20 protein-coding genes are annotated in these 22,385 nt (G+C 67.8%); 9 read left to right on the forward strand and 11 right to left on the reverse strand.

Features of this window, described 5'->3' with window-relative positions:
* Positions 1-55: 55 nt before the first annotated feature.
* A complete protein-coding gene (locus tag NW198_RS05095; protein ID WP_258340279.1) occupies positions 56-1,456 on the reverse strand; it encodes a uracil-xanthine permease family protein in 1,401 nt (466 codons plus the stop codon).
* 293 nt (positions 1,457-1,749) lie between these two features.
* Between NW198_RS05095 and NW198_RS05100 the strand changes: the two genes are divergently transcribed.
* Complete coding sequence (locus NW198_RS05100) at positions 1,750-2,400, forward strand: transcriptional regulator (protein WP_258340280.1); 651 nt, start codon at positions 1,750-1,752, stop codon at positions 2,398-2,400.
* A gap of 36 nt (positions 2,401-2,436) precedes the next feature.
* On the opposite strand, the gene NW198_RS05105 is transcribed toward NW198_RS05100, so the two are convergent.
* The 7 genes from NW198_RS05105 to NW198_RS05135 form a co-directional block, all read right to left on the reverse strand.
* Positions 2,437-2,856 (reverse strand): PIN domain-containing protein, encoded by a 420-nt coding sequence (locus NW198_RS05105; RefSeq protein ID WP_087315519.1) that lies wholly within the window; start codon positions 2,854-2,856, stop codon positions 2,437-2,439.
* Positions 2,849-3,139, reverse strand: coding sequence for a type II toxin-antitoxin system Phd/YefM family antitoxin (locus NW198_RS05110; protein ID WP_087315521.1), 291 nt, complete (start codon positions 3,137-3,139; stop codon positions 2,849-2,851). The genes NW198_RS05105 and NW198_RS05110 overlap by 8 nt, the downstream gene beginning before the upstream one ends.
* Positions 3,140-3,384: 245 nt before the next feature.
* Positions 3,385-4,329 carry a YitT family protein gene (locus NW198_RS05115; protein WP_258340281.1) on the reverse strand — a complete coding sequence of 315 codons (945 nt, stop codon included), beginning with the start codon at positions 4,327-4,329 and terminating at the stop codon, positions 3,385-3,387.
* Positions 4,330-4,536: 207 nt separating this feature from the next.
* The gene (gene gatB / locus NW198_RS05120; protein WP_258340282.1) at positions 4,537-6,045 is read right to left on the reverse strand and encodes an Asp-tRNA(Asn)/Glu-tRNA(Gln) amidotransferase subunit GatB; all 1,509 of its coding nucleotides are present in this window, start codon (positions 6,043-6,045) and stop codon (positions 4,537-4,539) included.
* Positions 6,042-7,544, reverse strand: a complete 1,503-nt coding sequence (gene gatA, locus NW198_RS05125) for an Asp-tRNA(Asn)/Glu-tRNA(Gln) amidotransferase subunit GatA (RefSeq protein ID WP_258340283.1) — start codon at positions 7,542-7,544, stop codon at positions 6,042-6,044. The genes gatB and gatA overlap by 4 nt, the downstream gene beginning before the upstream one ends.
* The gene (gene gatC / locus NW198_RS05130) at positions 7,544-7,861 is read right to left on the reverse strand and encodes an Asp-tRNA(Asn)/Glu-tRNA(Gln) amidotransferase subunit GatC (RefSeq protein WP_258340284.1); all 318 of its coding nucleotides are present in this window, start codon (positions 7,859-7,861) and stop codon (positions 7,544-7,546) included. The genes gatA and gatC overlap by 1 nt, the downstream gene beginning before the upstream one ends.
* A gap of 568 nt (positions 7,862-8,429) precedes the next feature.
* Positions 8,430-9,392, reverse strand: a complete 963-nt coding sequence (locus NW198_RS05135; RefSeq protein ID WP_258340285.1) for a bile acid:sodium symporter family protein — start codon at positions 9,390-9,392, stop codon at positions 8,430-8,432.
* 250 nt (positions 9,393-9,642) lie between these two features.
* Here NW198_RS05135 and sufC point away from each other — a divergent pair, with 250 nt between their 5' ends.
* The 6 genes from sufC (at position 9,643) to NW198_RS05165 (ending at position 15,153) form a co-directional block, all read left to right on the forward strand.
* The gene (gene sufC / locus NW198_RS05140) at positions 9,643-10,449 is read left to right on the forward strand and encodes a Fe-S cluster assembly ATPase SufC (protein ID WP_258340286.1); all 807 of its coding nucleotides are present in this window, start codon (positions 9,643-9,645) and stop codon (positions 10,447-10,449) included.
* On the forward strand, positions 10,446-11,867 hold the full coding sequence (gene sufB / locus NW198_RS05145) for a Fe-S cluster assembly protein SufB (RefSeq protein ID WP_087315533.1): 1,422 nt from the start codon (positions 10,446-10,448) through the stop codon (positions 11,865-11,867). Before sufC ends, sufB begins: the two co-directional genes overlap by 4 nt.
* Positions 11,867-12,973 (forward strand): SufD family Fe-S cluster assembly protein, encoded by a 1,107-nt coding sequence (locus NW198_RS05150; protein ID WP_258340287.1) that lies wholly within the window; start codon positions 11,867-11,869, stop codon positions 12,971-12,973. The genes sufB and NW198_RS05150 overlap by 1 nt, the downstream gene beginning before the upstream one ends.
* 2 nt (positions 12,974-12,975) lie before the next feature.
* Positions 12,976-14,211 (forward strand): aminotransferase class V-fold PLP-dependent enzyme, encoded by a 1,236-nt coding sequence (locus NW198_RS05155; RefSeq protein WP_258340288.1) that lies wholly within the window; start codon positions 12,976-12,978, stop codon positions 14,209-14,211.
* Complete coding sequence (sufU, locus tag NW198_RS05160) at positions 14,198-14,635, forward strand: Fe-S cluster assembly sulfur transfer protein SufU (protein WP_087315686.1); 438 nt, start codon at positions 14,198-14,200, stop codon at positions 14,633-14,635. The genes NW198_RS05155 and sufU overlap by 14 nt, the downstream gene beginning before the upstream one ends.
* 77 nt (positions 14,636-14,712) lie before the next feature.
* Entirely contained in the window at positions 14,713-15,153 is a 441-nt protein-coding gene (locus tag NW198_RS05165) for an Rrf2 family transcriptional regulator (protein ID WP_258340289.1), read from the forward strand.
* Between the two features lie 150 nt (positions 15,154-15,303).
* Here the strand turns inward: NW198_RS05165 and fba are convergent, their stop codons facing one another.
* Positions 15,304-16,176 carry a class II fructose-1,6-bisphosphate aldolase gene (gene fba / locus NW198_RS05170; protein WP_258340290.1) on the reverse strand — a complete coding sequence of 291 codons (873 nt, stop codon included), beginning with the start codon at positions 16,174-16,176 and terminating at the stop codon, positions 15,304-15,306.
* Between the two features lie 187 nt (positions 16,177-16,363).
* Here fba and NW198_RS05175 point away from each other — a divergent pair, with 187 nt between their 5' ends.
* Both NW198_RS05175 and NW198_RS05180 read left to right on the forward strand, forming a co-directional pair.
* The gene (locus NW198_RS05175) at positions 16,364-17,215 is read left to right on the forward strand and encodes a hypothetical protein (protein WP_258340291.1); all 852 of its coding nucleotides are present in this window, start codon (positions 16,364-16,366) and stop codon (positions 17,213-17,215) included.
* Positions 17,216-17,510: 295 nt separating this feature from the next.
* Positions 17,511-18,917, forward strand: a complete 1,407-nt coding sequence (locus NW198_RS05180) for an aminopeptidase (RefSeq protein ID WP_258340292.1) — start codon at positions 17,511-17,513, stop codon at positions 18,915-18,917.
* A 199-nt stretch (positions 18,918-19,116) separates the two neighbouring features.
* Here the strand turns inward: NW198_RS05180 and NW198_RS05185 are convergent, their stop codons facing one another.
* A complete protein-coding gene (locus NW198_RS05185) occupies positions 19,117-19,794 on the reverse strand; it encodes a transaldolase family protein (protein WP_087315546.1) in 678 nt (225 codons plus the stop codon).
* A gap of 53 nt (positions 19,795-19,847) precedes the next feature.
* Positions 19,848-22,268, reverse strand: coding sequence for a glycyl radical protein (locus NW198_RS05190; RefSeq protein WP_258340294.1), 2,421 nt, complete (start codon positions 22,266-22,268; stop codon positions 19,848-19,850).
* Positions 22,269-22,385 lie beyond the last annotated feature (117 nt).

The raw sequence follows: 22,385 nt of genomic DNA on the forward strand, positions 1-22,385 counted from the left end.
TTGCGTGTGGTCGGGCGCCGGGGCTCGGGCGGGGCGAGAGATCCCCGCGCCCTCGTCACTCCTTGCTGGCGGGCATGACCTTGGCGACGGCCTGCTCCTTGGTCGCCGCGGTGCGGATCTCGTGCGGCGGGTCGACGGGCAGGATGAGGTTGAGCAGGATCGCCATGAGGGCGGCCGGGGTGATGGCGTTGGAGCCGATGACGGTGGTCACCCAGGAGGGCATGCCGGGGCCGGCGAGGCACCCGGTCGCCATCCAGATGCCCAGGCCAAACACGACGGAGGTGCCCACGATGGTCGTGGTGCGCGGCGTGAGGCCGTCCTTGGTGAACATGCGGACGCCGTTCATGGTGATGGTGCCGAACACGCCCACGGTGGCGCCGCCGATGACGGGCTGCGGGATGGCCGTGAGCAGCGCAGAGAGCTGCGGGAGCAGGCCGGCGGCGGCAAAGACCGCCGCCACGATCACGAAGACCCACCTGTTGACGACCTTGTTGGAGCAGATGATGCCCACGTTCTGGCCGAGCGCGGAGGTGGGCAGGCCGCCGATGAAGGCGGAGACGAGCGACGTCGCGCCCTGGGAGACGATGGCGCCCGAGAGCTCGCGCTCAGTGGGCATGCGGTCCATGGAGCCCAGGCACGCGGCCGAGACGTCGCCGATGACCTGGATGGCGACCATCGGGTAGACCACGGCGAGCGTGATGCAGACCTCGGGGTGGAACTCGATCGCGTAGGGCATGATCTTGGGGAAGGCGAAGACGCCGGCGGAGCCCACGGCGGAGAAGTCGAGCATGCCGAAGGGCGCGGACACGATGATGCCGGCGATCATGCCAAAGAAGACGCTGCCGAGCTTGAGGGTGCCCTTGGCAAAGTTGTTGAGGCCAAAGACCACGGCAAACGTGACGAGGGCGACGGCCCAGGCCTGCGGGGTGCCCCAGAGATCTGTGCCCTCTCCGCCGGCCATGTACTTGATGGCGGTGGGGTACAGCGACACGCCGATCGTGAAGATCACCGTGCCCGTGACCACCGGCGGGAAGAACTGCTTGAGCTTGCCGTAGAAGACGCCAAACAGGATGGCCGCGACGCCGCCCACGATCTCGCCGCCGAGCAGGGCGCCGAAGGAGAACGTGGCGCCCATGGCCTGCAGCGCGGGAAGGAACGCGAACGAGACGCCCATGACGATGGGCAGGTTGCCGCCGATGCGACGGAACGGCGCGAAGGCCTGCAGGGCCGTGTCGATGGCCGAGAGGATGAGCGCGACCTGGATGATGTCGGTGCGCTGCTGCGTCGTGAAGTCAAACGTCGCGGCGATGAGGATCGCCGGGGTGATGATGCCGGCGAACGACGCCAGCACGTGCTGAAGCGCACAGGGGATCATGTCGCCGATGGGCGGCATCCCCTCACGCTGGAACAGGTAGTCGTGCGCCTCCTTGGCCTCTGCGGTCTGCGTTTTCGCCATAATCGTCCTCTCCACGATGCTGACTCTGTTTCGATAGTATTGCGTGGGGTGGCTAACAATTTGTCTGCTTTGATGAAAATCTGTTAGACGGTAGGTTGCGGGGCGTGAGCGGTCGGGTTACGGCGAGCGGGCCAAGATTTTTCCGTTATCTACGACGGGATATAACGCGACGTCAGGGGCGGTTTTGCGCGCCCGTACGGCGGGACCCGCACCGTTTGTGTGCCTAACAAAAAGTAAGAACGCGCAGCAAATCCGTTACCATGTTTCAAGCACAACGCTTTCGAGGAGGCCCCATGACCGAGGAGCAGCTCGACTTCTACAAGAGGCTCGCCCACGCCCTCGCCCTGCAGTTTGGCAGCGGCTGCGAGGTCGTCGTGCACGACCTCGAGACCAAAGACCCCAGCCACTCCATCGTGGCTATCGAGAACGGCCACGTCACCGGCCGCAAGCTCGGCGACGGCCCGAGCCACGTGGTGCTCGAGGCACTGCACGCCGGCGACGCCAAGCTCGAGGACCGTCTCGCCTACCTCACCAAGACGGCGGACGGCAAGATCCTCAAGTCCTCGACCGTCTTCATCCGAGACGAGCACGGGCGCGCCGTGGGTATCTTCGCGCTCAACTACGACATCACGCTGCTGCGCGCCATGGGCGACACCATCGCCGAGGTCGTGGGCACAGGTCCCAGCGCGCCGCGCGAGCCCGAGCCCATCGTCCGCAGCGTCGCCGACCTTCTCGACGACCTCATCGAGCAGAGCGTGGAGCTCGTGGGGACCCCCGTTGCGCTCATGACCAAGGAGGAGAAGGTCAGCGCGATCCGCTACCTCAACGACACGGGGGCGTTTCTCATCACGAAGTCCGGGCCCAAGGTCTGCAAGTTCTTCGGCATCTCCAAGTACACGCTCTACAGCTACCTCGACGAGGCCAAGAACGGGCCGAAGGAGTAGCGGGCCGGCGGGCGCTTTCGAGGCGCCCGCGGGACGCTACCCGAGCAAGGCACAGTACGCGCGGGAATCCATGCTGGGGACGTGCGAACCACGGTAGGCGGACGCGTCGCGCGTGACGATTGCTTCCGCGCCCAGAAGCTCCGCAGTCGCACGGACGATGCCGTCCTCGAGGTCCGGCTCGTCCGATGCGAAGGCCCCATCTAGGACGGGACCCGTCAGCTCCGCCACCTCCATCAGCGCGCGGAAGTCGTCCAGCCGCGTCCGCACGAGCGCCTCGTCATGATAGTGGCGGCACAGGATGTAGTAGGCGTCCTTGATGCCGGCGGCAAGTATCACGGGCGTCTTGTCCTCCGAGGAGAGCAGCGCCTCAAGCAGGTCAACGGCATCGCGGTGCCTCTCGCGCGTCGCGCTGAGGTAGTCGAGGATGATGTTGGTGTCGAGCACGACCCTAGCCAAAGCGCCTCATCCTCTCCTCGTCGAGCAGCTCGCGGTCGCTCTTGTCCGCCGCCCAGGCCGGCTCATGCAAGACATTCTGCTCGATGGAGGCCGTAAGCGAATGAAAGCGCTCGAGCCGCGCGCGACGGCTGGCCGCCTCGGGATCAGCCGGGTGGATGGTGACCCAAGGCTTGTTGTTCTTGAGCACCACAAGCGTCGACCCCAGCTCATTGACCTGCGCGGTCAGCTCGCTGAATCGGTTCTTCGCCTCGCGGACGCCCACCGCGTCGAGCGTCGTTGACATCTCGCCCTCCTCTAACTATAGCCACAGTATAACAGATTGTGGCTACAGTCAGAGGAGTCGCGGGCCGAGCTCCTTCTCGCCAGCGCGCCCTTCTCGCACGACTTTTGTACGACCACTGAAGTCGCACATATTCTCTTAGACTAGTTTCATAGTGTAATACTGTGGCGTCACACCTCATGGTCGTACAAAAGTCGGGAGACGCCGGGGGCGGTGGCGGGGGCGGTGCCCCGCGCCCTTCTCGCCCCCTAGTTGACGCCGCGGAAGCCGCGCCCGATGATCTCGGAGCTGCTGGTGATGGTGATGAAGGCGCCCGGGTCGGTGGCGCGCACAAAGAGGCGCAGCTTCATGGCCTCGCGGCGCGACAGCACGCTCGTGAGGATGACGACGCGCTTGCCGGAGTAGGCGCCCCAGCCAAACTGCAGCGTGGCGGTGCGGCCGAGCTTCTTGACGATGAACTCCTCCACGTCGCGTGGGTGGTCGCAGATGACCTGGCAGACCTTGCGCTGGCGGATGGACTCGATGAAGCCGTCGACCACGAAGGTCTTGCCGATGAGCGCGAGCACGCAGTAGAGGCCCACGCGCGCGCCAAAGATCCCGATCGCGGCCACCACGACGGCCACGTCCACGGCGAAGAGTGCCTTGCCGATCTCGATGTCGGTGCGCTTGCGCAAGATCATGGCCAGGATGTCCGTGCCGCCGGTTGACGCGCCGATGTCAAAGACGATGGCCGAGCCAACGGCCGGCAGCAGCACGGCAAAGCAGACGTCGAGCCAGAGGTCTCCGGTGATCGAGCTCGTGACCGGGAACAGCCACTCGAAAAGCGACGTGTAGCCAGAGAGGGCAAACGACGCGAAGGCGCTCCACAGCACCGCCTTGCGGTCCAGGAAGATAAGGCCCAGGAGCACGAGCACGGCGTTCATGATCCACATGTAGACCGAGACGGGCAGGGCCGGGATCGCCGCGTTGAACAGGATCGCAAAGCCCGTGGTGCCGCCGAAGGCCAGGTGGTTGGGCGTCTTGAAGAGCACGAGCGCCACCGCCGTGAGGATGAGGCCCACGTTGAGTAGACCAAAGAACTGCGGGAAGCTGTAGGCCATGCGCTTCTTTGAGAGCCGCTCGGCGCGTTGCGCCTCGTCCTCGCTCACGACCTCCGAGACCGGCTCGACCGCCGTCTCGATCTGCTCGTCCACCACGCGCTCCCTTCGGGAATCAAACAACACCTCGAGCACGGCAGTCTAGCAGGTTTGCGACGGCCCGGACCCCAGAACGTGATCCCGGCCTCGCGACGAACGAGAGGCGAGAAGGGCCTGCCCCCGCAAGGTCCGCCTCGAGTTCTTGCCGCGCCCTTTGCGGCAAGCTGTCCGAGCGCCGGATCTTGTGGGGGCAGGCCCTTCTCGCTACCCCTCGAGCCTCTCGGCGAGCATCTTGTTGAAGGCCTTGGGGTTGCCGGAGCCCTTGGCCGCCTTCATGCACTGGCCCACGAGGAAGCCAAGCACCTTCTTGTTGCCATCGCGGTACTGCTGGACCTGGTCGGTGCAGCGGCCGAGCACCTCGTCGACGATCGCGCCGAGCGCGCCCTCGTCCGTGGACTGGCGCATGCCGTGGGCGTCCACGTAGGCGACCGCGTCCTCGTCCGTGCCGTTGATCGCGTCGAGCACCTCGCGCGCCTGGGCGAACGTGAGCGCGTCCTCGGCGAGAAGGCCGGCGACGCCGCGGACCTGCCCCACGGTGAGGGCGTTGTAGCTCGGCGCGAGGTTGACCATGACGTTGGCCAGCGTGGGCACGTTCTTCTCGCCCACGCCCTCGAGGGCCTCCTCGAAGAAGGCGGCCACCTTGGGGTCGCCGGCGAGCTGGGCGGCGTCGGCGCGCTTGAGGCCGTAGTCGGCGACGTAGCGGTCGCGCTTGGCATCGGGCAGCTCGGGGATGCGAGCGCGGCAGCGGTCGATGAACTCGTCGGTGAGGTCGAAGGGCGCGAGGTCCGGGTCCGGGAAGAGGCGGTAGTCGTCCGCGGTCTCCTTGACGCGCATGACCACGGTGCGGCGGCGCGAGGGCTCCCAGTGGCGCGTCTCCTGGTAGACGATGCCGCCCTCCTCGAGGACCTCGGCCTGGCGGCAGATCTCGTACTCGAGCGCGTCGTGCAGGCTCTTGAACGAGTTGATGTTCTTCATCTCGGTCTTGGTGCCAAACTCCGTGGTGCCGCGACGACGCAGCGAGATGTTGCCGTCGCAGCGCATCGAGCCGCTCTCGAGCGAGCAGTCGGAGATGCCGAGCGTGAGGAAGGTCTGGCGCAGCTTCTCCATGAAGAGGCGCGCCTCCTCGGGCGTGCGCAGGTCGGGCTCGGTGACGAGCTCGATGAGCGGGGTGCCGCAGCGGTTGTAGTCGATGAGAGACTCGGTCGCCGCGGTGATGCGGCCCTCCTCGCCGCCCACGTGCACCATCTTGGCGGCGTCCTCCTCCATGTGGATGCGCAGGATCCGGATGGGCGCGACGTAGCCGCCGTCGGCGTCCTTCTCCACGGTGGCGTCCGGGCGCTCCTTGGCGCCGGCGCCGGAGACCTCGAGGTCCAGGTGGCCGTGCATGCAGAAGGCCACGGGGCCCTGCGTGGTCTGGAAGTTCTTGGCCATGTCTGGGTAGAAGTAGTGCTTCCGGTAGAACATGGAGTGGCGCATGATCTCGCAGTTGGTGGCCAGACCCGCCATGACGATCGACTCGATGGCCTTCTCGTTGGGGACGGGCAGGGCGCCCGGCATGCCCAGGCACACGGGGCAGACGTTGGTGTTGGGCGGGTCGTCGTGGGAGAGGCGGCAGTTGCAGAACATCTTGGTCTCGAGCGTGGTGAGCTCGGTGTGGACCTCGAGGCCGATCACGGCCTCCCAGTCCCTGAGGACCTCGGCGAGCTTCTTCATGCGAGCTCACCCCCCTTCCCCACAAAGCCGGGCGCGACGGGGGCCCCGCCGTCGGACGAGTTGGACCGCTCGATCGCGCGCGCAAAGGTGAGCAGCCGCGCGTCGGCGAAGGCCGGGCCCTGCAGCTGAGCCGACACGGGCAGACCGGTCGCCGCGCCCAGGCCCAGCGGCACCGAGACCCCGCCGTTGCCGGCGATGTTGTTGGAGATCGTGAACATGTCCGACGCGTACATCTGCGTGGGGTCGGAGAGCTCGCCGAACTTGAACGCGGTGCGCGGCGCGGCCGGCATGAGGATGACGTCGCACTTCTCGTACGCGCGGGCGTAGTCGGCCGTGATAAGCGTGCGGACCTGCTGCGCCGGGTAGTAGTACGTGTCGTAGACGCCGCTCGAGAGCAGATAGGCGCCCAGCATCTGGCGGCGCTTGGCCTCCTCGCCAAAGCCGTGCGCGCGGGAGAGCGAGGTCTGCTCGGCAAGGGTGGCCTGGCCGGGCTCCTGGTAGCCGTAGCGGACGCCGTCGAAGCGCGCGAGGTTGGAGAAGGCCTCGCACGGCGCGATCACGTAGTAGGCCGCGATCGCCGAGGCGATGTTGGGCAGCTCCACCTCGACGAGCTCGGCGCCCTGGTCGGCGAGTGCGCGGCCCGCGGCGGTGACGGCGTCGCGGACCTCGTCGGTGAGGCCTGCCGCCTCCATGAGCGCGGGCACGACGCCCACGCGGCGACCCTCAATGGAGTCATCGAGGTGCGCGAGGAAGTCCGTGGCGACGGGCTGACTCGTGGAGTCCCACAGGTCGCGCCCGCCGGCGGTGAGCGCGTTCATGGCCAGGGCCACGTCCTCGACGCGCCGGCCGAAGGGGCCGACCTGGTCGAGCGAGGAGCCAAAGGCCACGACGCCGTAGCGGCTAACCGCGCCGTAGGTGGGCTTGAGGCCTACGACGCCGCACAGGGACGCCGGCTGGCGGATCGACCCGCCGGTGTCGGAGCCCAGGGAGATCGTGACCTCGCCGGCGGCGACGGCCGCGGCAGAGCCGCCCGAGGAGCCGCCGGGGACGCGCTCGGTGTCCCACGGGTTGGCGGTGGGATGGAAGGCCGAGGACTCCGTCGAGGAGCCAAAGGCAAACTCGTCCATGTTGGTCTTGCCCACGGGCGTGGCGCCGGCGTCGAGCATGCGCTGGACGCAGGTGGCCGTGAACGTGGACTCGTAGTTCTCGAGCATGCGCGAGGCGCAGGTGGTGCGAGTGCCCACGAGGTGCATGTTGTCCTTGAAGGCAACGGGCACGCCGGCGAGGGGTCCCAGCTTCTCTCCGGCGGCGCGGGCGCGGTCGGTGGCCTCGGCCGCGGCGAGCGCGAGGTCGGCGGAGACCTGCAGGAACGCCTTGACCTCAGGCTCGCGGGCCTCAATGGCATCGAGCGCGGCGCGGGCGACCTCGACGGCGGTGAAGTCGCCGGCCGCGACGCCCGCGGCGATCTGGCTCGCGGAGAGCTGGTCGAAGTTCGCCATTAGCGGTCACCCCCCTGGTCGCCGAGGATGGACGGGACGCGGAAGCTGCGGTCGCGGGACGCGCCGGCGTTCGAGAGCGCCACGTCAACGGGCAGGTGACGCACCGCGTCGTCCGGCACGTCCTCCCCCATCACGTTGGAGAGGTCCCCGATGGGGTGGAACGTGGGCTCCACGCCCTCGAGGTCGTACTGGCGGATGGGATCGAGCAGCGCTACGGCGTCGTTCATGTAGGCGGTCATCTCGTCGAGCTCGGCGTCCGTGAGGGCGATCCGCGCGTAGTCCGCGATGCCCGTGACGTCTTCTCTGGTAAGGGGCATGGGTCCTCCTATCTTGGCTGCGGCCTATTCTACGCCAGGGGCTGGCGGCGCGCGGAACCCTGTCGCAACATCGCAACCTTACGAAAGCGAAAGCCGGCGGTAAGGCACGTCGATGGCCCCGCGCGGCGTGCGCGACGAGAATGCAGGGCAAGGTAACGAGGATTAGGGAGGTTGCCGTGAAGAAGATCATCTTCATCGCCGTCGTGGCGATCGCCGCGCTCGCCGTCATCCTGGACGACGGGCGGCCGCGCCGCCGCTGGACCCGCGGCTAGGGCGCCGTGGCGCGCCGGCACGGCTGCGTGCCTGCAAAACAGGTCTTCGATCCATATTTTTTGCTCGGCCAAAACAAAATGCCGCTTCGATCCATGACTTTTTGGCGCTCGGGGGCGTCGCAAAGCGACCGCCCACGACGTTTGCCCAGTTGACGGAAAGCCCGCCGCCACCCAGAGCCCCGTTGCGCCCCATTATTACATGGATCGAAGGCGGGTTTTGTTTTCTAAGGGGCGGCGTTATGGACCGAAGCTCGATTCTGCAGCAAGGTCGCGGGGCGACGGCGGGCGCGGGCGCCTCACGCCTCGCGCGGCGTGTCCTCGCGGCCCATCCGGCGCAGCGCCGAGCCAAACCCCGCCGCCAGCACCTGCTGAAAGAGCGTCCCGATGACCACGGGAAACATCACCTCGCCGGGGAAGTACTCCCCCGCGATCACGGCGCCCGCCGAGATGTTGCGCATGCCCACGAGATAGGTCATGGATGCGATCTGCGGGCGGGGAAGGCGCAGCGCCCGGGCAGCCACGAGGCCGAGCGCGTACCCGCACGCCGCGAAGGCGCAGATGAAGGCCGCCACGCACACGAGCTGGGGCGTGAGCGAGCGCACGTAGGGCGCCACGCCCGTGGCGTTGCAGAGGATCACCAGCACGAGCGCGATCTTGGCCGCCGGCGCGATGACCGGCGAGAGCTCGCGAGCCGCACGGCCGCGCGTGACGTCGTTGAGAGCCGTTCCCGCAAGCGCCGGCAGCGCGATGGAGACGACCATCTCCCCCATCATGCGCGCGGCGTCCACCTCGACGACCTGCCCGAGCAGCAGGTGCAACGTGAGCGGAATGGTGACGGGCGAGGCCACCGTGGAGACGAGGATCGTCGCCAGCGTGAGCGCCGGGTCGCCGCCGAGCATGTTGGTCCACATGGCCGAGATCACGGCGACGGGCACGCTGTACTCGAGCACGATGCCGCAGACCAGGTTGGGGCTCTCACCGAAGAGCATCGTGCCGAGCGCGCACGCCGCGACCGGCATGACAATTGCCGTCAGGGCAAGGGCCACGGCCATCGGGGCCGGCCTGCGCACCACCCGCGTGAGGTTTCCCAGGGTGTTGGAGAGCGAGCTCTGAAACGTCATGAACGCAAACAGCGCCGTCACGGCGGGCTTGAGGACGCAGAGCTGGTCCGGGAAGAGCACGCCCAGCACCACGCACGCCGGCGAGACAAACGCCATGCGGCTCCCGATGAAGCCGCCGAGCCGCTTCCACGCCTCCATGCCGCGAGGGACCTCCCGCCGTTGTCGCCAGCCAACCTGCGTCATGGTACTTCTCACCCGACGCGGCGCGCCCGCCCGTAACGCACCCGCAAACGAGCGCGCCTGAAAATGCCTCCAAGCTAGTAGGATTTGTTGCGGAGCGTCGGTTTTTCTCGCCCGGCCCTTGCCTTTAATTCCCCACTCATTAGTATGAATTAGGCTAGCGAATCAAGCGCGGACCCGCCGCGGCCCGCGAGGAGAAAGGCGTACCATGGCATCCCAGCTACTCAACGTGAGCGCCCTCTCGGCGGGCACCGAGGACAAGCCCATCCTGCACAGCGTCGACCTTGCCGTGGGCGCGGGAGAGTGCCACGTCCTCATGGGCCCCAACGGCGCGGGCAAGTCCACGCTCGGGCACGTCATCATGGGCGACCCCGCCTATCGCGTGACCGGGGGCCGCATCGAGTTCGACGGCGCGGACGTGACCGAGCTCTCCGCCGACAAGCGCTCGCTCGCCGGCATCTTCCTCTCCTACCAGGCCCCCGTCGAGGTGCCCGGCGTGCCGCTCTACAGCTTCCTGCGCACGATCTGCCAGAAGCGCCCTGAGCTCAAGACCACCGCGCGCAAGTTCCGCACCCGCGTGGGAGAGATCGCCGACCAGCTCGAGCTCGACCAGAGCTTCCTCATGCGCGAGCTCAACGTGGGCTTCTCCGGCGGCGAGAAGAAGAAGATCGAGATGCTGCAGCTGCTGCTTCTCCAGCCCAAGCTCGCCATCCTCGACGAGACCGACTCGGGCCTGGACGTGGACGCGCTGGGCATCGTCTCCCGCGGCATCCAGGCCTATCGCGAGCAGGTGAGCGGCGCGCTCATCGTGATCACGCACAACACGCGCATCCTCGAGCGCCTCGAGGTCGACCGCACGCACGTCATGGTCAAGGGCCGCATGGTCGCCGAGGGCCCGGCCGAGCTCATCGCCCAGATCGACGCCAACGGCTTCGAGCGCTTCGAGCGCGGGGGCGAGCAGGGCGAGGCGTGCGCCGAGTGTCCGGGCTGCCCCAAGGCCGGTGATGCCGAGTGAGCGATCAGCGCCGTCGCACGCAGGTCGCCGACGTCAACCGCTCCCTCTACGACTTCACCAAGTCCGAGGAGGGCTACGAGCGCTACGACGACGGCCTGACGCCCGAGATCGTCCGCGCGATCTCCGAGAAGAAGGACGAGCCCGCCTGGATGCTCGAGATGCGCCTGCGCGCGCTCGACCTCTATCACGCGCGCCCGATGGCGCCCAACTGGGGCCCGAGCATCGCGGGCCTCGACCTGGACCACATCTCCACGTACGTCTCGCCCAAGACCAAGCAGGCCAAGAGCTGGGACGACGTGCCCGCCGACATCAAGGACACCTTCGAGCGCCTGGGCATCCCCGAGGCCGAGCGCGAGAGCCTCGCCGGCGTGGGCGCCCAGTACGACTCCGAGATCGTCTACCACAACATGCGCGACGACGTGGCCAAGCAGGGCGTCGTCTACACCACCATCGAGGACGCGCTGCACGACCCCCAGTGGGAGCCCGTCGTGCACGAGTACTTCGGCACGCTGATCCCGCCCACCGACCACAAGTTCGCGGCGCTGCACTACGCCGTGTGGTCGGGCGGCTCGTTTGTCTACGTGCCCGCGGGCGTGACGCTGCCCTACCCGCTGCAGAGCTACTTCCGCCTCAACGCCGCCGGCGCGGGCCAGTTCGAGCACACGCTCATCATCGTTGAGCCGGGCGCCGACCTGCACTTCATCGAGGGGTGCTCCGCGCCCAAGTACTACGAGGCCAACCTCCACGCCGGCGCGGTGGAGCTCTTCGTGAAGGACGGCGCGCGCCTGCGCTACTCCACGATCGAGAACTGGTCCAAGAACATGTACAACCTCAACACCAAGCGCGCCACCATCGGGGCCGACGCCAAGATGGAGTGGGTCTCCGGATCCTTTGGCAGCCACGTGAGCTACCTCTACCCCACCACCATCATGGCGGGCGACCGCGGCAGCTGCGAGTTCACCGGCATCACGTTCGCCGGCGCCACGCAGGACCTCGACACCGGCTGCAAGGTCATCATGAACGGCGCGGACACCACCGCCTCCGTGAGCACCAAGTCCATCTCCAAGGACGGCGGCGTCAACACGTTCCGCAGCTCCGTGGTCATCGGCCGCCATGCCGACCGCGCGCGCTGCTCGGTGAGCTGCCAGAGCCTCATGCTCGACGACATCAGCCGCTCCGACACCATCCCCGCGATGGACGTGCGCAACGCCACCGCGCAGGTGGGCCACGAGGCCACGATCGGCCGCATCTCCGACGACACGGTCCTCTACCTCATGAGCCGCGGCTGCTCGGAGGCCGAGGCGCGCACGCTCGTGGTCAACGGCTTTGCCAACCCCGTCTCCAAGGAGCTCCCGATGGAGTACGCCGTGGAGATGAACAACCTCATCAAGCTCGAGATGGAAGGGGCGATCGGATGATGGCCGAGAAGAACCTCCCGCCGGAGGCCGCCGCGGACGCCGCCACGCCCGAGCTCACCCTCGAGCGCGTCAACGTGGCCCCCGCGCCGACCTGGAACCGCCTGCGCACGAACGACATCACGCTCACCGTGCCCGCACGCGGGCGCGCCGGTGACGTGTATTTCTCGCTGCCGCGCCTCTTCGAGGGCGTGGAGTGCGGGATGGGCCGCGAGGTCACCGACTGGGCCGAGTCCCAGGCCGCCGGCGCCCGCTACGTGGAGATCCCGCGCGGCGAGCGCCGCGAGGAGCCGGTCGTGGTCGCCGTGGGCGCGGGCGAGGTCGCCGACACCGGCGTCATGGTCCGCGAGGGCGCCGAGGTCACCATCGTCGTGGCCGCAGGGGCCGATGCAGGGGCCGAGAAGGACGGCGAGGCCGGCACCTCCGCGTCACTGCTGCGCGTGATCGCCGAGGCCGGCGCGCGCGTGCACCTCTACGAGTACGTGCTCGTGGGCGCGGGGCAGCAGCATCTCGAGAGCGTGGGCATCACCGCCGGGCGCGACACGCGCGTCGACGTGCACCAGCGCCTGCTCGGGGGCGACACCGTCGCCCTGGGACTGGCCTGCGACCTGGCGGACGCCCGGGCGCGGATCGACCTCGACTGCCGCTATCACGCCGGCAGCTCCGAGGTGCTCGACATCAACGAGATCGTGCGCCAGCGCGGCCGCAACACCCGCTCCGAGCTCTCCTACTCCGGCGTCCTCGAGGACGCCGCCCGAAAGGGCCTTCGCACCACGATCGACCTCGTCCACGGCGCCAAGGGCGCGCAGGGCAACGAGGCCGAGACCGTGCTCGTGCTGGGCGACGACGTTGTCAACAAGACGCTGCCCACGATTCTGTGCGACGAGGACGACGTCGCCGGCAACCACGGCGCCACCATCGGCTCGGTGAGTCCCGAGCAGCTGACCTACCTCGCCGACCGCGGACTCTCCCGCGAGGATGCCGAGCAGCTCTTCGTGCGCGCCCTCTACGAGGAGGCCCTCATGAACGCCCCCTGCCCCGAGGCCCGTCTGTTAATTGGGGACAGCCCCCAATTAACAGAAACTTTTGATGAGGTCGAGGAGGCGTGACGATGGGCATCGAGAAGAGCCCGTGGCGCGCGGACTTCCCGCTGCTCGCCGCGCACCCCGAAATCGCGTTTCTCGACAGCGCCGCCACCGCGCAGCGCCCCGCCTGCGTCCTCGACGCCCAGCGCCGCTTCTACGAGACCATGAACGCCAACCCGCTGCGCGGACTCTACAGCCTCTCGGTGGAGGCCACCGCGGCCATCGCGGCGGTGCGCGCGCAGGTCGCGGACCTCATCGGCGCGCCCGACGCCCGCGACGTGGTCTTCACGCGCAACACGAGCGAGAGCCTCAACCTCGTGGCCAAGTCCTTCTCGCCCTGCGTCCTTACGCCCGGCGACGAGGTGGCCATCACGATCATGGAGCACCACTCCAACCTCATCCCGTGGCAGGAGGCCTGCCGCGCCGCCGGCGCGCGCCTGGTCTACCTCTATCCAAAGAAGGACGGCACGCTCGCCGACGCGGAGATCGCCGAGAAGATCGGCCCGCGCACGCGCATCGTCTCCGCCGCGCACGTCTCCAACGTCATGGGCTGCGAGCTGCCCATCCGGCACCTCGCGGACGCCGCCCACGCCGTGGGCGCCGTGATGGTCGTGGACGCCGCGCAGTCCGTCCCGCACCTGCGCGTGGACGTGAACGAGCTCGGCGCGGACTTCCTCGCGTTCTCCGGCCACAAGGCGCTCGGCCCGATGGGCGTGGGCGTGCTCTGGGGCAAGCGCGAACTCCTCGAGCAGATGCCGCCGATGCTCACCGGCGGCGAGATGATCGACTCCGTTCGCGAGCAGGACGCCACCTGGGCGCCCGTGCCCGAGAAGTTCGAGGCGGGCACGCAGGACGCCGCCGGCATCTACGCCACCGGTGCCGCGCTCGCCTACCTCACAAAGGCCGTGGGCATCGACGCCGTGGCCGAGCGCGAGGCGGCGCTTGTGTCCTATGCGTGGGAGCGCCTGGAGGGCTTGGGATTTGTCGAGCTCATCGGCCCCGCCGACCCCGCGCGCCACCACGGCGTCATCAGCTTCAACGTACGCGGCGTCCACCCGCACGACGTGGCGAGCATCCTCGACGCCTCCGGCGTGTGCATCCGCGCCGGGCATCACTGCGCGCAGCCGCTGCTGGCGTGGCTCGGCGTGGAGAACCTCGCCTGCTGCCGCGCGAGCCTCGCGTTCTACAACGAGAAGTCCGACGTCGACCGCCTGGTCGACGGCCTGAGCCAGGTCTGGGGGATCTTCAATGGCAGTGACTGACCTCTACAACGCGGCCTTCATGGACCACGTCTCGCACCCCGACTACAAGTACCAGATGGCAGACGCCGACTGCAGCCACGAGGGCGTGAACCCCTCCTGCGGCGACGAGCTCACGTTCTCCGTGCGCTTTGCCGACGACGGCACCATCGAGGAGGCCGCCTTCACCGGGCACGGCTGCGCGATCTCCCAGGCGAGCGCCGACATCATGAGCGACCTCATGATTGACAAGACGCCCGAGGAGGCGCGCGAGCTCTGCGCCCTGTTCATGCGCATGGTGCGCGGCGAGGAGACCGATGAGGCCGCGCTCGACGCCCTCGAGGACGGCGTGCTGCTGCGCGACATCGCGCACATGCCGGCGCGTGTGAAGTGCGCCGAGCTCGCCTGGCGCACCCTCGACGAGATGCTCGAGGCCCGGAATCTGTAACGTGGGGACAGTCCCCAATTCGCATAAAACATTTCTGCCAATTGGGGACTCTCCCCAATTGGCAGAGGGGAGACGAGATGGCAGGAATGTTCTCGACCAAGGGGATGTACGCGCTGCGCGCGATGGCCGACCTCGCCGCGCACGACGGCTGGGTCTCGCTCGGTGACGTCTCGCGCCGCCAGAACATCTCGCGCAAGTACCTCGAGCAGGTCATCTCGCTCATGCACAAGGCCGGCTACGTCACGAGCCAGCGCGGCAAGGGCGGCGGCTACAAGCTCACGCGCGCGCCCGAGGACTACACGCTCGGCGAGCTGCTGCGCGCCGCCGAGGGGTCGCTCGCGCCTGTGAGCTGCCTCGACTGCAGAAGCGACGAGCTCTGCCCCAATCGGGAGAGCTGCACCACCGTCGACGTCTGGCGCGACCTCGGCCGCATGACCTCTAGCTACCTCGACAGCCGCACGCTCGCGGACCTCATCCGCCCGGACGACGCCGGCCCCTGCACCGCCAAGCCCATCTAGCGCTGGCGAGAAGGACGCGCCTCCGCGTCCCTCCCCGGCACGACGACCGCCTCAGACAACGCCCGGCCCCGCACGCTGCGGGACCGGGCGCTTGCGTTGCCTATGGCGTCTGCGGCGCGCGGTTCTTCTCGCCCGCCGCGGGACCTGGACTTACGCCCAGCCCTTGCCCTGGGAGCCAAACTCGACGATGAGCTCCTTGGTGCGGTCGACGATGGCGTCGCGGCCGGGCTTGAGGAGCTTGCGCGGGTCGTAGCCCTTGCCCTGCTGGTCCTTGCCGGCCTCGATGTAGGCGCGGGTGGCCTCGGCGAAGACGACCTGGAGGTCGGTGTTGACGTTGATCTTGGAGATGCCGAGCGAGATGGCCTTCTGGATCTGGTCCACGGGGATGCCGGTGCCGCCGTGAAGGACGAGCGGCAGGTCGCCGGTCAGGGCCTTGATCTCACCGAGGCGCTCGAAGGACAGGCCGGCCCAGTTCTCGGGGTAGATGCCGTGGATGTTGCCGATGCCGCAGGCGAGGAAGTCGACGCCCAGGTCGGCGATGGCCTTGCACTGCTCGGGGTCGGCGAGCTCGCCGTTGGAGGCGACGCCGTCCTCGACGCCACCGATGCCGCCGACCTCGGCCTCGACGGAGATGCCCTTGGCGTGGGCGGCCTTGACGACCTCCTCGGTGCGCTTGAGGTTGAGGTCGAAGGTCTCCTCGTGGGAGCCGTCGTACATGACGGAGGTGAAGCCGGCCTCGATGCACTTGAAGACGTCCTCGTAGGTGCCGTGGTCGAGGTGCAGGGCCACGGGCACGGTGATGTTCTTGTCCTCGACGAGCTGCTTCACGATGTCAGCCACGACCTTGTAGCTGATCTGCCACTTGGCGGCACCGCTCGTGCACTGGATGATGACCGGGGACTGCAGCTCCTCGGCGGCGTCGAGGATCGAGGACGCCCACTCGAGGTTGTTGGTGTTGAAGGCGCCCACGGCGTAGTGACCCTTGGCCGCGGCCTGAAGCATGGCAGTAGCGTTGACGAGCATGTTGACCTCCATACGTGTCTGAAAGCCCGGAAGGACCGTACGGACCCATGATACCGCGTCGCATCGGGGAAATCGGTCTCACATACACATTTTGGGGAAACGGTTTGTCAGGTCTTCGTGACGACGCACATTGCGCGTCGCTTGGGTATGACAATGGCGTCAGGTGGCTCAGTCACAGGGAGGGCACATGGCCGAGAAGAACGGGCGCGCGGGAGGCATCCTGGGGGACTTCTCCGTGTCCCAGATCATCGCGACGGGGCTCGCCGCGGCGACCTCCTTCGCGCTTTCCGCGCAGATCGGCATCGCCGGCTCGATCATCGGTGCGGTCATTGGCGCCGTCGCCTCGAGCGTGGCGACGCAGGTCTACCGCAACATCCTCTCCGCGTCCGCGGAGAAGCTCCGCGCGCTCGGACCCGACCAGCCCGCACGTCCCGAGGAGGGCCTGCGCGAGGGCGAGACGCGCGTGATGCCCTCTGCGGACGCCGCGCGGGCGCGCGCTGCCGCGTCGGGCACCCCCATCGCCCCGCCCGAGCTCTCCGAGGCCGCGCGCAGTCGCGAGCGGGCGCGCCTGGCGCGACGCGTAGCCGTGTTCGCCGCGTTCGCCGCCGTTGTCGTGGTGCTGGCCTACGCGCTGGTGGTGAGCCTCGCCACGCGCGGCGCGGGCATCGGACCGAGCCTTGCGCCCAGCGCACCGGCAACGGTGGAGGAGCAGGACGGCCCCGCGGCGCCCGAGGCACCCGCCGAGCAGGAGGCCCCGCAGCAGGAGCCCGAGGGCACCTCGGACACGAACGAGCCCACGAGCGCGCCTGACGGCACGGACCCTGCGGAGGGCGGCGACGAAGCCCCGACTCAGCCGGACGCCGGCTCGGACGATGACGCGAGCGCGCCCGAAACCGATGCCGACCCGAGCTCGGGCGATGACGCGGGCAATGCGGCGGACGGCGGCGCCGACAGCCCCGACACGGGGGTGGGCGCAGGCGATGACGCAGGCACCGGCACCAACACGGGCGCCGAGGCAGACGCCGGAACAGCCGGTTGAGCGCCGCGCCGGCGCCATGTGGCGCCGCCTCTCGCGTCTGTGGGCGCCCCCTCGCGTTGTATGCAGTTTTTTGAGGGCGCCCCGGTAAGCGGCCTTTCTGCTTGCTGCAAAACCGCAGGTAGAAAGGTTCTGTCATGAGGTGCTAGGAGGGGTCCTTCCGCAAGCTGCATACAACGTGCGGAACCCGCCGACTCGGAAGTGACGGAGGTGTGAGAACGCCCAACCGGTTTGGTGGCGCGCCCCGACTGAGCTAAAATTCCGAGCCGTTGCGTCTGTCCCCAATGAAAGGAACTCCATGGAGCGTCCCAACGCCTGGAAGGGTTACGGCGAGGAGCAGCTCGCCGACCTCAACCGCATCTGCGAGGACTACAAGTCCTTCATCTCCGACAACAAGACCGAGCGCGAGTGCTGCACGGCCGCCGTCGAGCTGGCCCGCGCGGCCGGCTACGTCGACCTGAACGAGCGCATCGCCTCCGGCGAGCCGCTCAAGGCCGGCGACAAGGTCTACGCCATCAACCGCGGCAAGAGCCTCATGCTCGCCCAGCTGGGCACCGCGCCGCTGGCCGAGGGCGTGAACATCCTCGGCGCGCACATCGACTCGCCGCGCCTCGACGTCAAGCAGGACCCCGTGGACGAGAGGAACGAGCTCGTCACGCTCGACACCCACTACTACGGCGGCATCAAGAAGTACCAGTGGGTCGCCATGCCGCTCGCCATCCACGGCGTCGTGGCCAAAACCAACGGCTCGGTCGTGAACGTGGTCATCGGCGAGAAGGCCGACGACCCCGTCTTCTGCATCTCCGACCTGCTCCCCCACCTCGGCGCGCAGCAGATGTCCAAGAAGGCCACCGAGGTCATCGAGGGCGAGATGCTCGACGTGCTCGTGGGCAACCGCCCGATCGTGGTGGACGCCGACGCCGAGAAGGACGAGGAGGCCGAGAAGAGTCCGGTCAAGGCCGGCGTCCTCAACATCCTGCGCGACACCCTCGGCATCGAGGAGGAGGACCTGCTCTCCGCCGAGCTCGAGGTCGTTCCCGCCGGCGCCGCCCGCGACCTGGGGCTGGATCGCTCGATGATCCTGGGCTACGGCCAGGACGACCGCGTCTGCGCCTACACGAGCCTCGTCGCCCAGCTCGAGTGCGAGGCCCCCGCGCGCACCGCGGTGACCCTGCTCGTGGACAAGGAGGAGATCGGATCGGTGGGCGCCACCGGCATGACGAGCAACTTCTTCGAGAACGTCATGGCCGAGATCCTCGAGCTCGCCGGCGAGCGCGGCCCACTCGCGCTGCGCCGCTGCCTCGCGAACTCCAACATGCTCTCCTCCGACGTCTCCGCCGGCTTCGACCCGGCGTTCGCGAGCGTCTTCGAGCCCAAGAACTCCTGCTACCTCGGCCACGGTCTGACGTTCAACAAGTTCACCGGCTCGCGCGGCAAGGGCGGCTCCAACGACGCCGACGCCGAGTACATCGCCACGATCCGCCGCGTCATGGACGAGGGCGGCGTCGCCTGGCAGACCGCCGAGCTCGGCAAGGTCGACGCGGGCGGCGGCGGCACGATCGCCTACATCCTCGCCGTCTACGGCATGAACGTCATCGACTGCGGCGTGCCCGTGCTCTCGATGCACGCGCCGTGGGAGGCCACGAGCAAGGCCGACGTCTACGAGGCGTATCGCGGCTACCGCGCGTTCCTCAAGCTGGCGTAACAGACTGACTCACCGGTAACGGGGCCGCCCCCAACATGCACGCAGGACTGCGCTTCGCGGAAGATCCTGCTTAGCATGTTGGGGGCGGCCTCTTGCTGTCGAGGCTGTCTGGCAGCGAGAAGAACGCGCGGGGTGCACGCTACTGGGCCTGTCCGGAAGGGTGCGGACTGCGCGTTCTTCTCGCCTGTCGCGTTGTCTCCTACAGGTCGGCCATGGTCTTGCCGGTGCCGACGAGGCCCTCGAAGTCGGCCGTGAAGGCGTCCACGGCAGCGTCGATGGCGGCGTTTTTGGTCAGGCCCTCGATCACGGAGGAGGCGGCCGTCACGGCGCCCACGCCATAGCGCGCGAGCTCGAGGATCTGCTGGGAGTTCTTGAAGCTCGCGGCGAGCACCTCGCAGGGCAGGCCGTTGGCACGGAAGATGTCGTGGATCTCCATGGCCACGCCCACGCCGTCATAGCCCATGTTGTCGATGCGGTTGATGTAAGGCGCGGCGTAGGAGGCGCCGGCCTTGGCCGCGAGGAACGCCTGCATGGGGGTGTAGATGGCCGTGGCCGTGGTGCGGATGCCCTCGGCGGCGAGCATGCGGATGGCCTTGAAGCCCTCGGGGACGCTCGGGACCTTGGGGAAGGTGTTCTCGCCGAGCTCGGCGACGATGCGCTTGCCGTCCGCGACCATGCCCTCGGCGTCTCTGGCCACGACCTGGGCGTGAAGCTCCATGTCGGGGCCGATGATGTCGCGGATCTCGCGCAGGACCTCGAAGGGCGCCCGGCCGGAGGCGGCCAGGATCGAGGGGTTGGTGGTCACGCCGTCGACCGGGTAGTACTCCACCAGGCGCTTGATGGCGTTGACGTCGGCGTCGTCGATGATGAGCTTCATGGATGCTTCCTTTCGCTTTGCCGGATGAGACAAAGGGACCGTCCCTTCGTATCCTACAGGGTCTGCTCGGTGCGGGCGATGATGTCGTCCTGGGTGGCGCGGGAGAGCACGTTGAAGAAGGCGGAGTAGCCTGCCACGCGGACGATCAGGTCCTTGTGCTTCTCGGGGTGGGCCTGCGCGTCGAGCAGGGTCTCGCGGCTCACGATGTTGTACTGCACGTGGTAGCCGTGAAGGCGGTCGAAGAACGTGGAGATGAGCAGCTCGAGCTTCTGCTTGTTGCGCTCGGAGGCGAGCATCGTGGGCGCCATCTTCTGGTTGAGCAGCACGCCGCCCGTGATCTTCTCGGTGGGGAGCTTGGAGACGGACTTGAAGACTGCCGTGGGACCGTGGGTGTCGGCGTTGTGCGCGGGGCTGCAGCCCTCGGCAAGCGGCTCGTGGGCGCGGCGGCCGTCGGGCGTGGCCATGGTGCCCATACCCTGGCCCACGTTGGCGCTGATCGAGGAGGTGCCGGCGTAGCGGATGCCGCCGATGGGCCCGCGGCCGTGGCGCGTGTTGGGGTACTTGGCGATCTCGTCGATGTAGGACTGGTAGGCGTCCACCACGAGCTGGTCCACGGAGTCGTCGTCGTTGCCGTACTTGGGCGCGTCGTTCACGAGCATGGACTGGATGCGCTGGCTCTCCGGCGAGGTGAAGTCGTCCTCGAGCGCGGCCCAGAGCTCGGCCGGCGTGATGCGCTTCTCGTCAAAGACGAGCTTCTTGATCGCGGCGAGCGAGTCGGCCATGTTGGCGATGCCCACCTGCAGGCCGGAGATGAAGTCGTAAACCGCCCCGCCCTCCTTGATGGTCTTGCCGCGGCCGATGCAGTCGTCGGTGAGCGCGGAGCAGAGAATGTCCGGCACGTCGCGCTCGGAGGCCAGGTCGATGGCGTTCTCCACGATGACGCTCGCGCGGGTGATCTCGCGAATGGTCTTGTCCCAGGCCTCCATGAGCTCGTCGTAGCTCTTCATGTCCTTGAAGGAGCCGTAGCCCTTGGCAAAGCGCTTGCCGGTGGTCATGTCCACGCCGTCGTTCATCACGCAGAGCAGCATGCGCGGGAAGTTCACGTAGCTCATGCCCGTGCAGCGATAGCCCCACTTGCCCGGGACGGCCGTCTCCACGCAGCCGATGGCGGAGTAGTTGTAGGCGTCCTCCTCGGCCACGCCCCACTTGATGAAGGACGGGATGATGACCTCGTCGTTGTTGAGGGCGGGCATGCCAAAGCCGAGCTTCATGACCTCGATGCACTCGTCGTAGAACTCCTTGTTGAGCCCCGCATGGTAGCGCACCGTGAGGTTGGGCTGGGTGAGGCGGGTCTGCGCCACGGACTGCAGCACGAGGAAGGAGAGGTCGTTGACGGCGTCCTTCTTGTCCGTGGTCTGGCCGCCGATGGTGACGTTTTGGTACATGGGGCTGCCGGCGGAGGAGAAGGTGTGCGCCTGGCTGCGGACCTTGTTGACCGAGAGCGTCTTGATCCAGAGGCACGTGAGCAGCTCGAGCGCCTCGTCGCGCGTGATGGCGCCGGAGGCGACGTCGGCCTCGTAGTACGGGAACATGTACTGGTCGAAGCGTCCGTAGGAGAGGCTGTGGCCGTTGGACTCGATCTGCAGGATGAGCTGGATGAACCAGACGGACTGCACAGCCTCGCGGAAGGAGCGGGCGGGCTCGTAGGGCACGCGCTCGCAGGTCTTCGCGATCTGGAGCAGCTCGGCGGCGCGCGCCTCGTCCTTCTCGGTCTCCGCCATCTCGCGGGCGAGCGCGGCGTAGCGAGCGGCAAAGCGGCGCACCGCGGAGATCACCACGAGGACGGCCTTGTAGAAGACGTTCTTGTCGATGGAGGCGGGGTCGGTGAGGTCGAGGGCGGCGCGGCACGCGCGGACGCGCTCCTCGTAGCCGGCGAGGCCGTCCGAGAGCACGCGGGCGTAGTTCACGGCCAGGTGGGCGTCGCCGGCGTTGAGCTTGCCCTCCATGCCAAACAGGCCGGTCTCCATGTAGACCTTGACCTCGTCGGGCAGCAGGGCCTCGCCGCGGGAGCGCAGGTTGTTGTTCTCCCAGAAGGGCGCGAGGTCGCGGAGCTGCTGCTTGGTCTGATCGGTGATGTAGAAGACGTCGCCGTCGCGCTTCTCGAAGGTGTCGAGCTCGTTCAGGACGAACTCCATCGTGTACTCGGGAAAGACCGGGGCGTTGCGGTTCTTGGTGGCCTGGTTGCCCACGATGAGGGTCTTATCCTCGATGTAGACCGTCATGTTGTCGAGGATCTTCTCGAGCATGAGAGCGCGCTTCATGACGTTGGGCTGGTTCTGGCACGCCTTGTAGGCCTCCGTTGCCAGCACCGCGCGCTCGGCGTCGACGTAGGGCTTCTCGTCGAGCATCTCCTCGCGGAAGGCCTGCATGCGGGGCGTGAGCTCTCCGAAGTGGCTGCTGTTGGTCTGGGACATCTGCAACTCCCCTTCTCCTGGGACGCCTTCTGGCTTTGTCATACTTATAGCAGCGTGCGGGCGGTGTGTCAACGTTCGCAATTGTATTTACTTTCGTTCGTAAGTTTACTACCATTG

Origin of the sequence: Thermophilibacter sp. ET337 (assembly GCF_024733715.1) — a bacterium.
In the GTDB taxonomy this organism is placed as follows: Bacteria; Actinomycetota; Coriobacteriia; order Coriobacteriales; family Atopobiaceae; genus Thermophilibacter.

Excerpts from the sequence above, each read along its gene's own strand:
- NW198_RS05185 (WP_087315546.1), bottom strand. The coding sequence starts at position 19,794 with ATGAAGCTCATCATCGACGACGCCGACGTCAACGCCATCAAGCGCCTG.
- gatA (WP_258340283.1), bottom strand. The coding sequence starts at position 7,544 with ATGGCGAACTTCGACCAGCTCTCCGCGAGCCAGATCGCCGCGGGCGTC.
- NW198_RS05150 (WP_258340287.1), top strand. The coding sequence starts at position 11,867 with ATGGCCGAGAAGAACCTCCCGCCGGAGGCCGCCGCGGACGCCGCCACG.
- NW198_RS05190 (WP_258340294.1), bottom strand. The coding sequence starts at position 22,268 with ATGTCCCAGACCAACAGCAGCCACTTCGGAGAGCTCACGCCCCGCATG.
- gatC (WP_258340284.1), bottom strand. The coding sequence starts at position 7,861 with ATGCCCCTTACCAGAGAAGACGTCACGGGCATCGCGGACTACGCGCGG.
- NW198_RS05175 (WP_258340291.1), top strand. The coding sequence starts at position 16,364 with ATGGCCGAGAAGAACGGGCGCGCGGGAGGCATCCTGGGGGACTTCTCC.
- NW198_RS05110 (WP_087315521.1), bottom strand. The coding sequence starts at position 3,139 with ATGTCAACGACGCTCGACGCGGTGGGCGTCCGCGAGGCGAAGAACCGA.
- sufU (WP_087315686.1), top strand. The coding sequence starts at position 14,198 with ATGGCAGTGACTGACCTCTACAACGCGGCCTTCATGGACCACGTCTCG.
- NW198_RS05165 (WP_258340289.1), top strand. The coding sequence starts at position 14,713 with ATGGCAGGAATGTTCTCGACCAAGGGGATGTACGCGCTGCGCGCGATG.
- NW198_RS05155 (WP_258340288.1), top strand. The coding sequence starts at position 12,976 with ATGGGCATCGAGAAGAGCCCGTGGCGCGCGGACTTCCCGCTGCTCGCC.
- NW198_RS05135 (WP_258340285.1), bottom strand. The coding sequence starts at position 9,392 with ATGGAGGCGTGGAAGCGGCTCGGCGGCTTCATCGGGAGCCGCATGGCG.
- sufC (WP_258340286.1), top strand. The coding sequence starts at position 9,643 with ATGGCATCCCAGCTACTCAACGTGAGCGCCCTCTCGGCGGGCACCGAG.
- gatB (WP_258340282.1), bottom strand. The coding sequence starts at position 6,045 with ATGAAGAAGCTCGCCGAGGTCCTCAGGGACTGGGAGGCCGTGATCGGC.
- NW198_RS05180 (WP_258340292.1), top strand. The coding sequence starts at position 17,511 with ATGGAGCGTCCCAACGCCTGGAAGGGTTACGGCGAGGAGCAGCTCGCC.
- NW198_RS05100 (WP_258340280.1), top strand. The coding sequence starts at position 1,750 with ATGACCGAGGAGCAGCTCGACTTCTACAAGAGGCTCGCCCACGCCCTC.
- fba (WP_258340290.1), bottom strand. The coding sequence starts at position 16,176 with ATGCTCGTCAACGCTACTGCCATGCTTCAGGCCGCGGCCAAGGGTCAC.
- NW198_RS05095 (WP_258340279.1), bottom strand. The coding sequence starts at position 1,456 with ATGGCGAAAACGCAGACCGCAGAGGCCAAGGAGGCGCACGACTACCTG.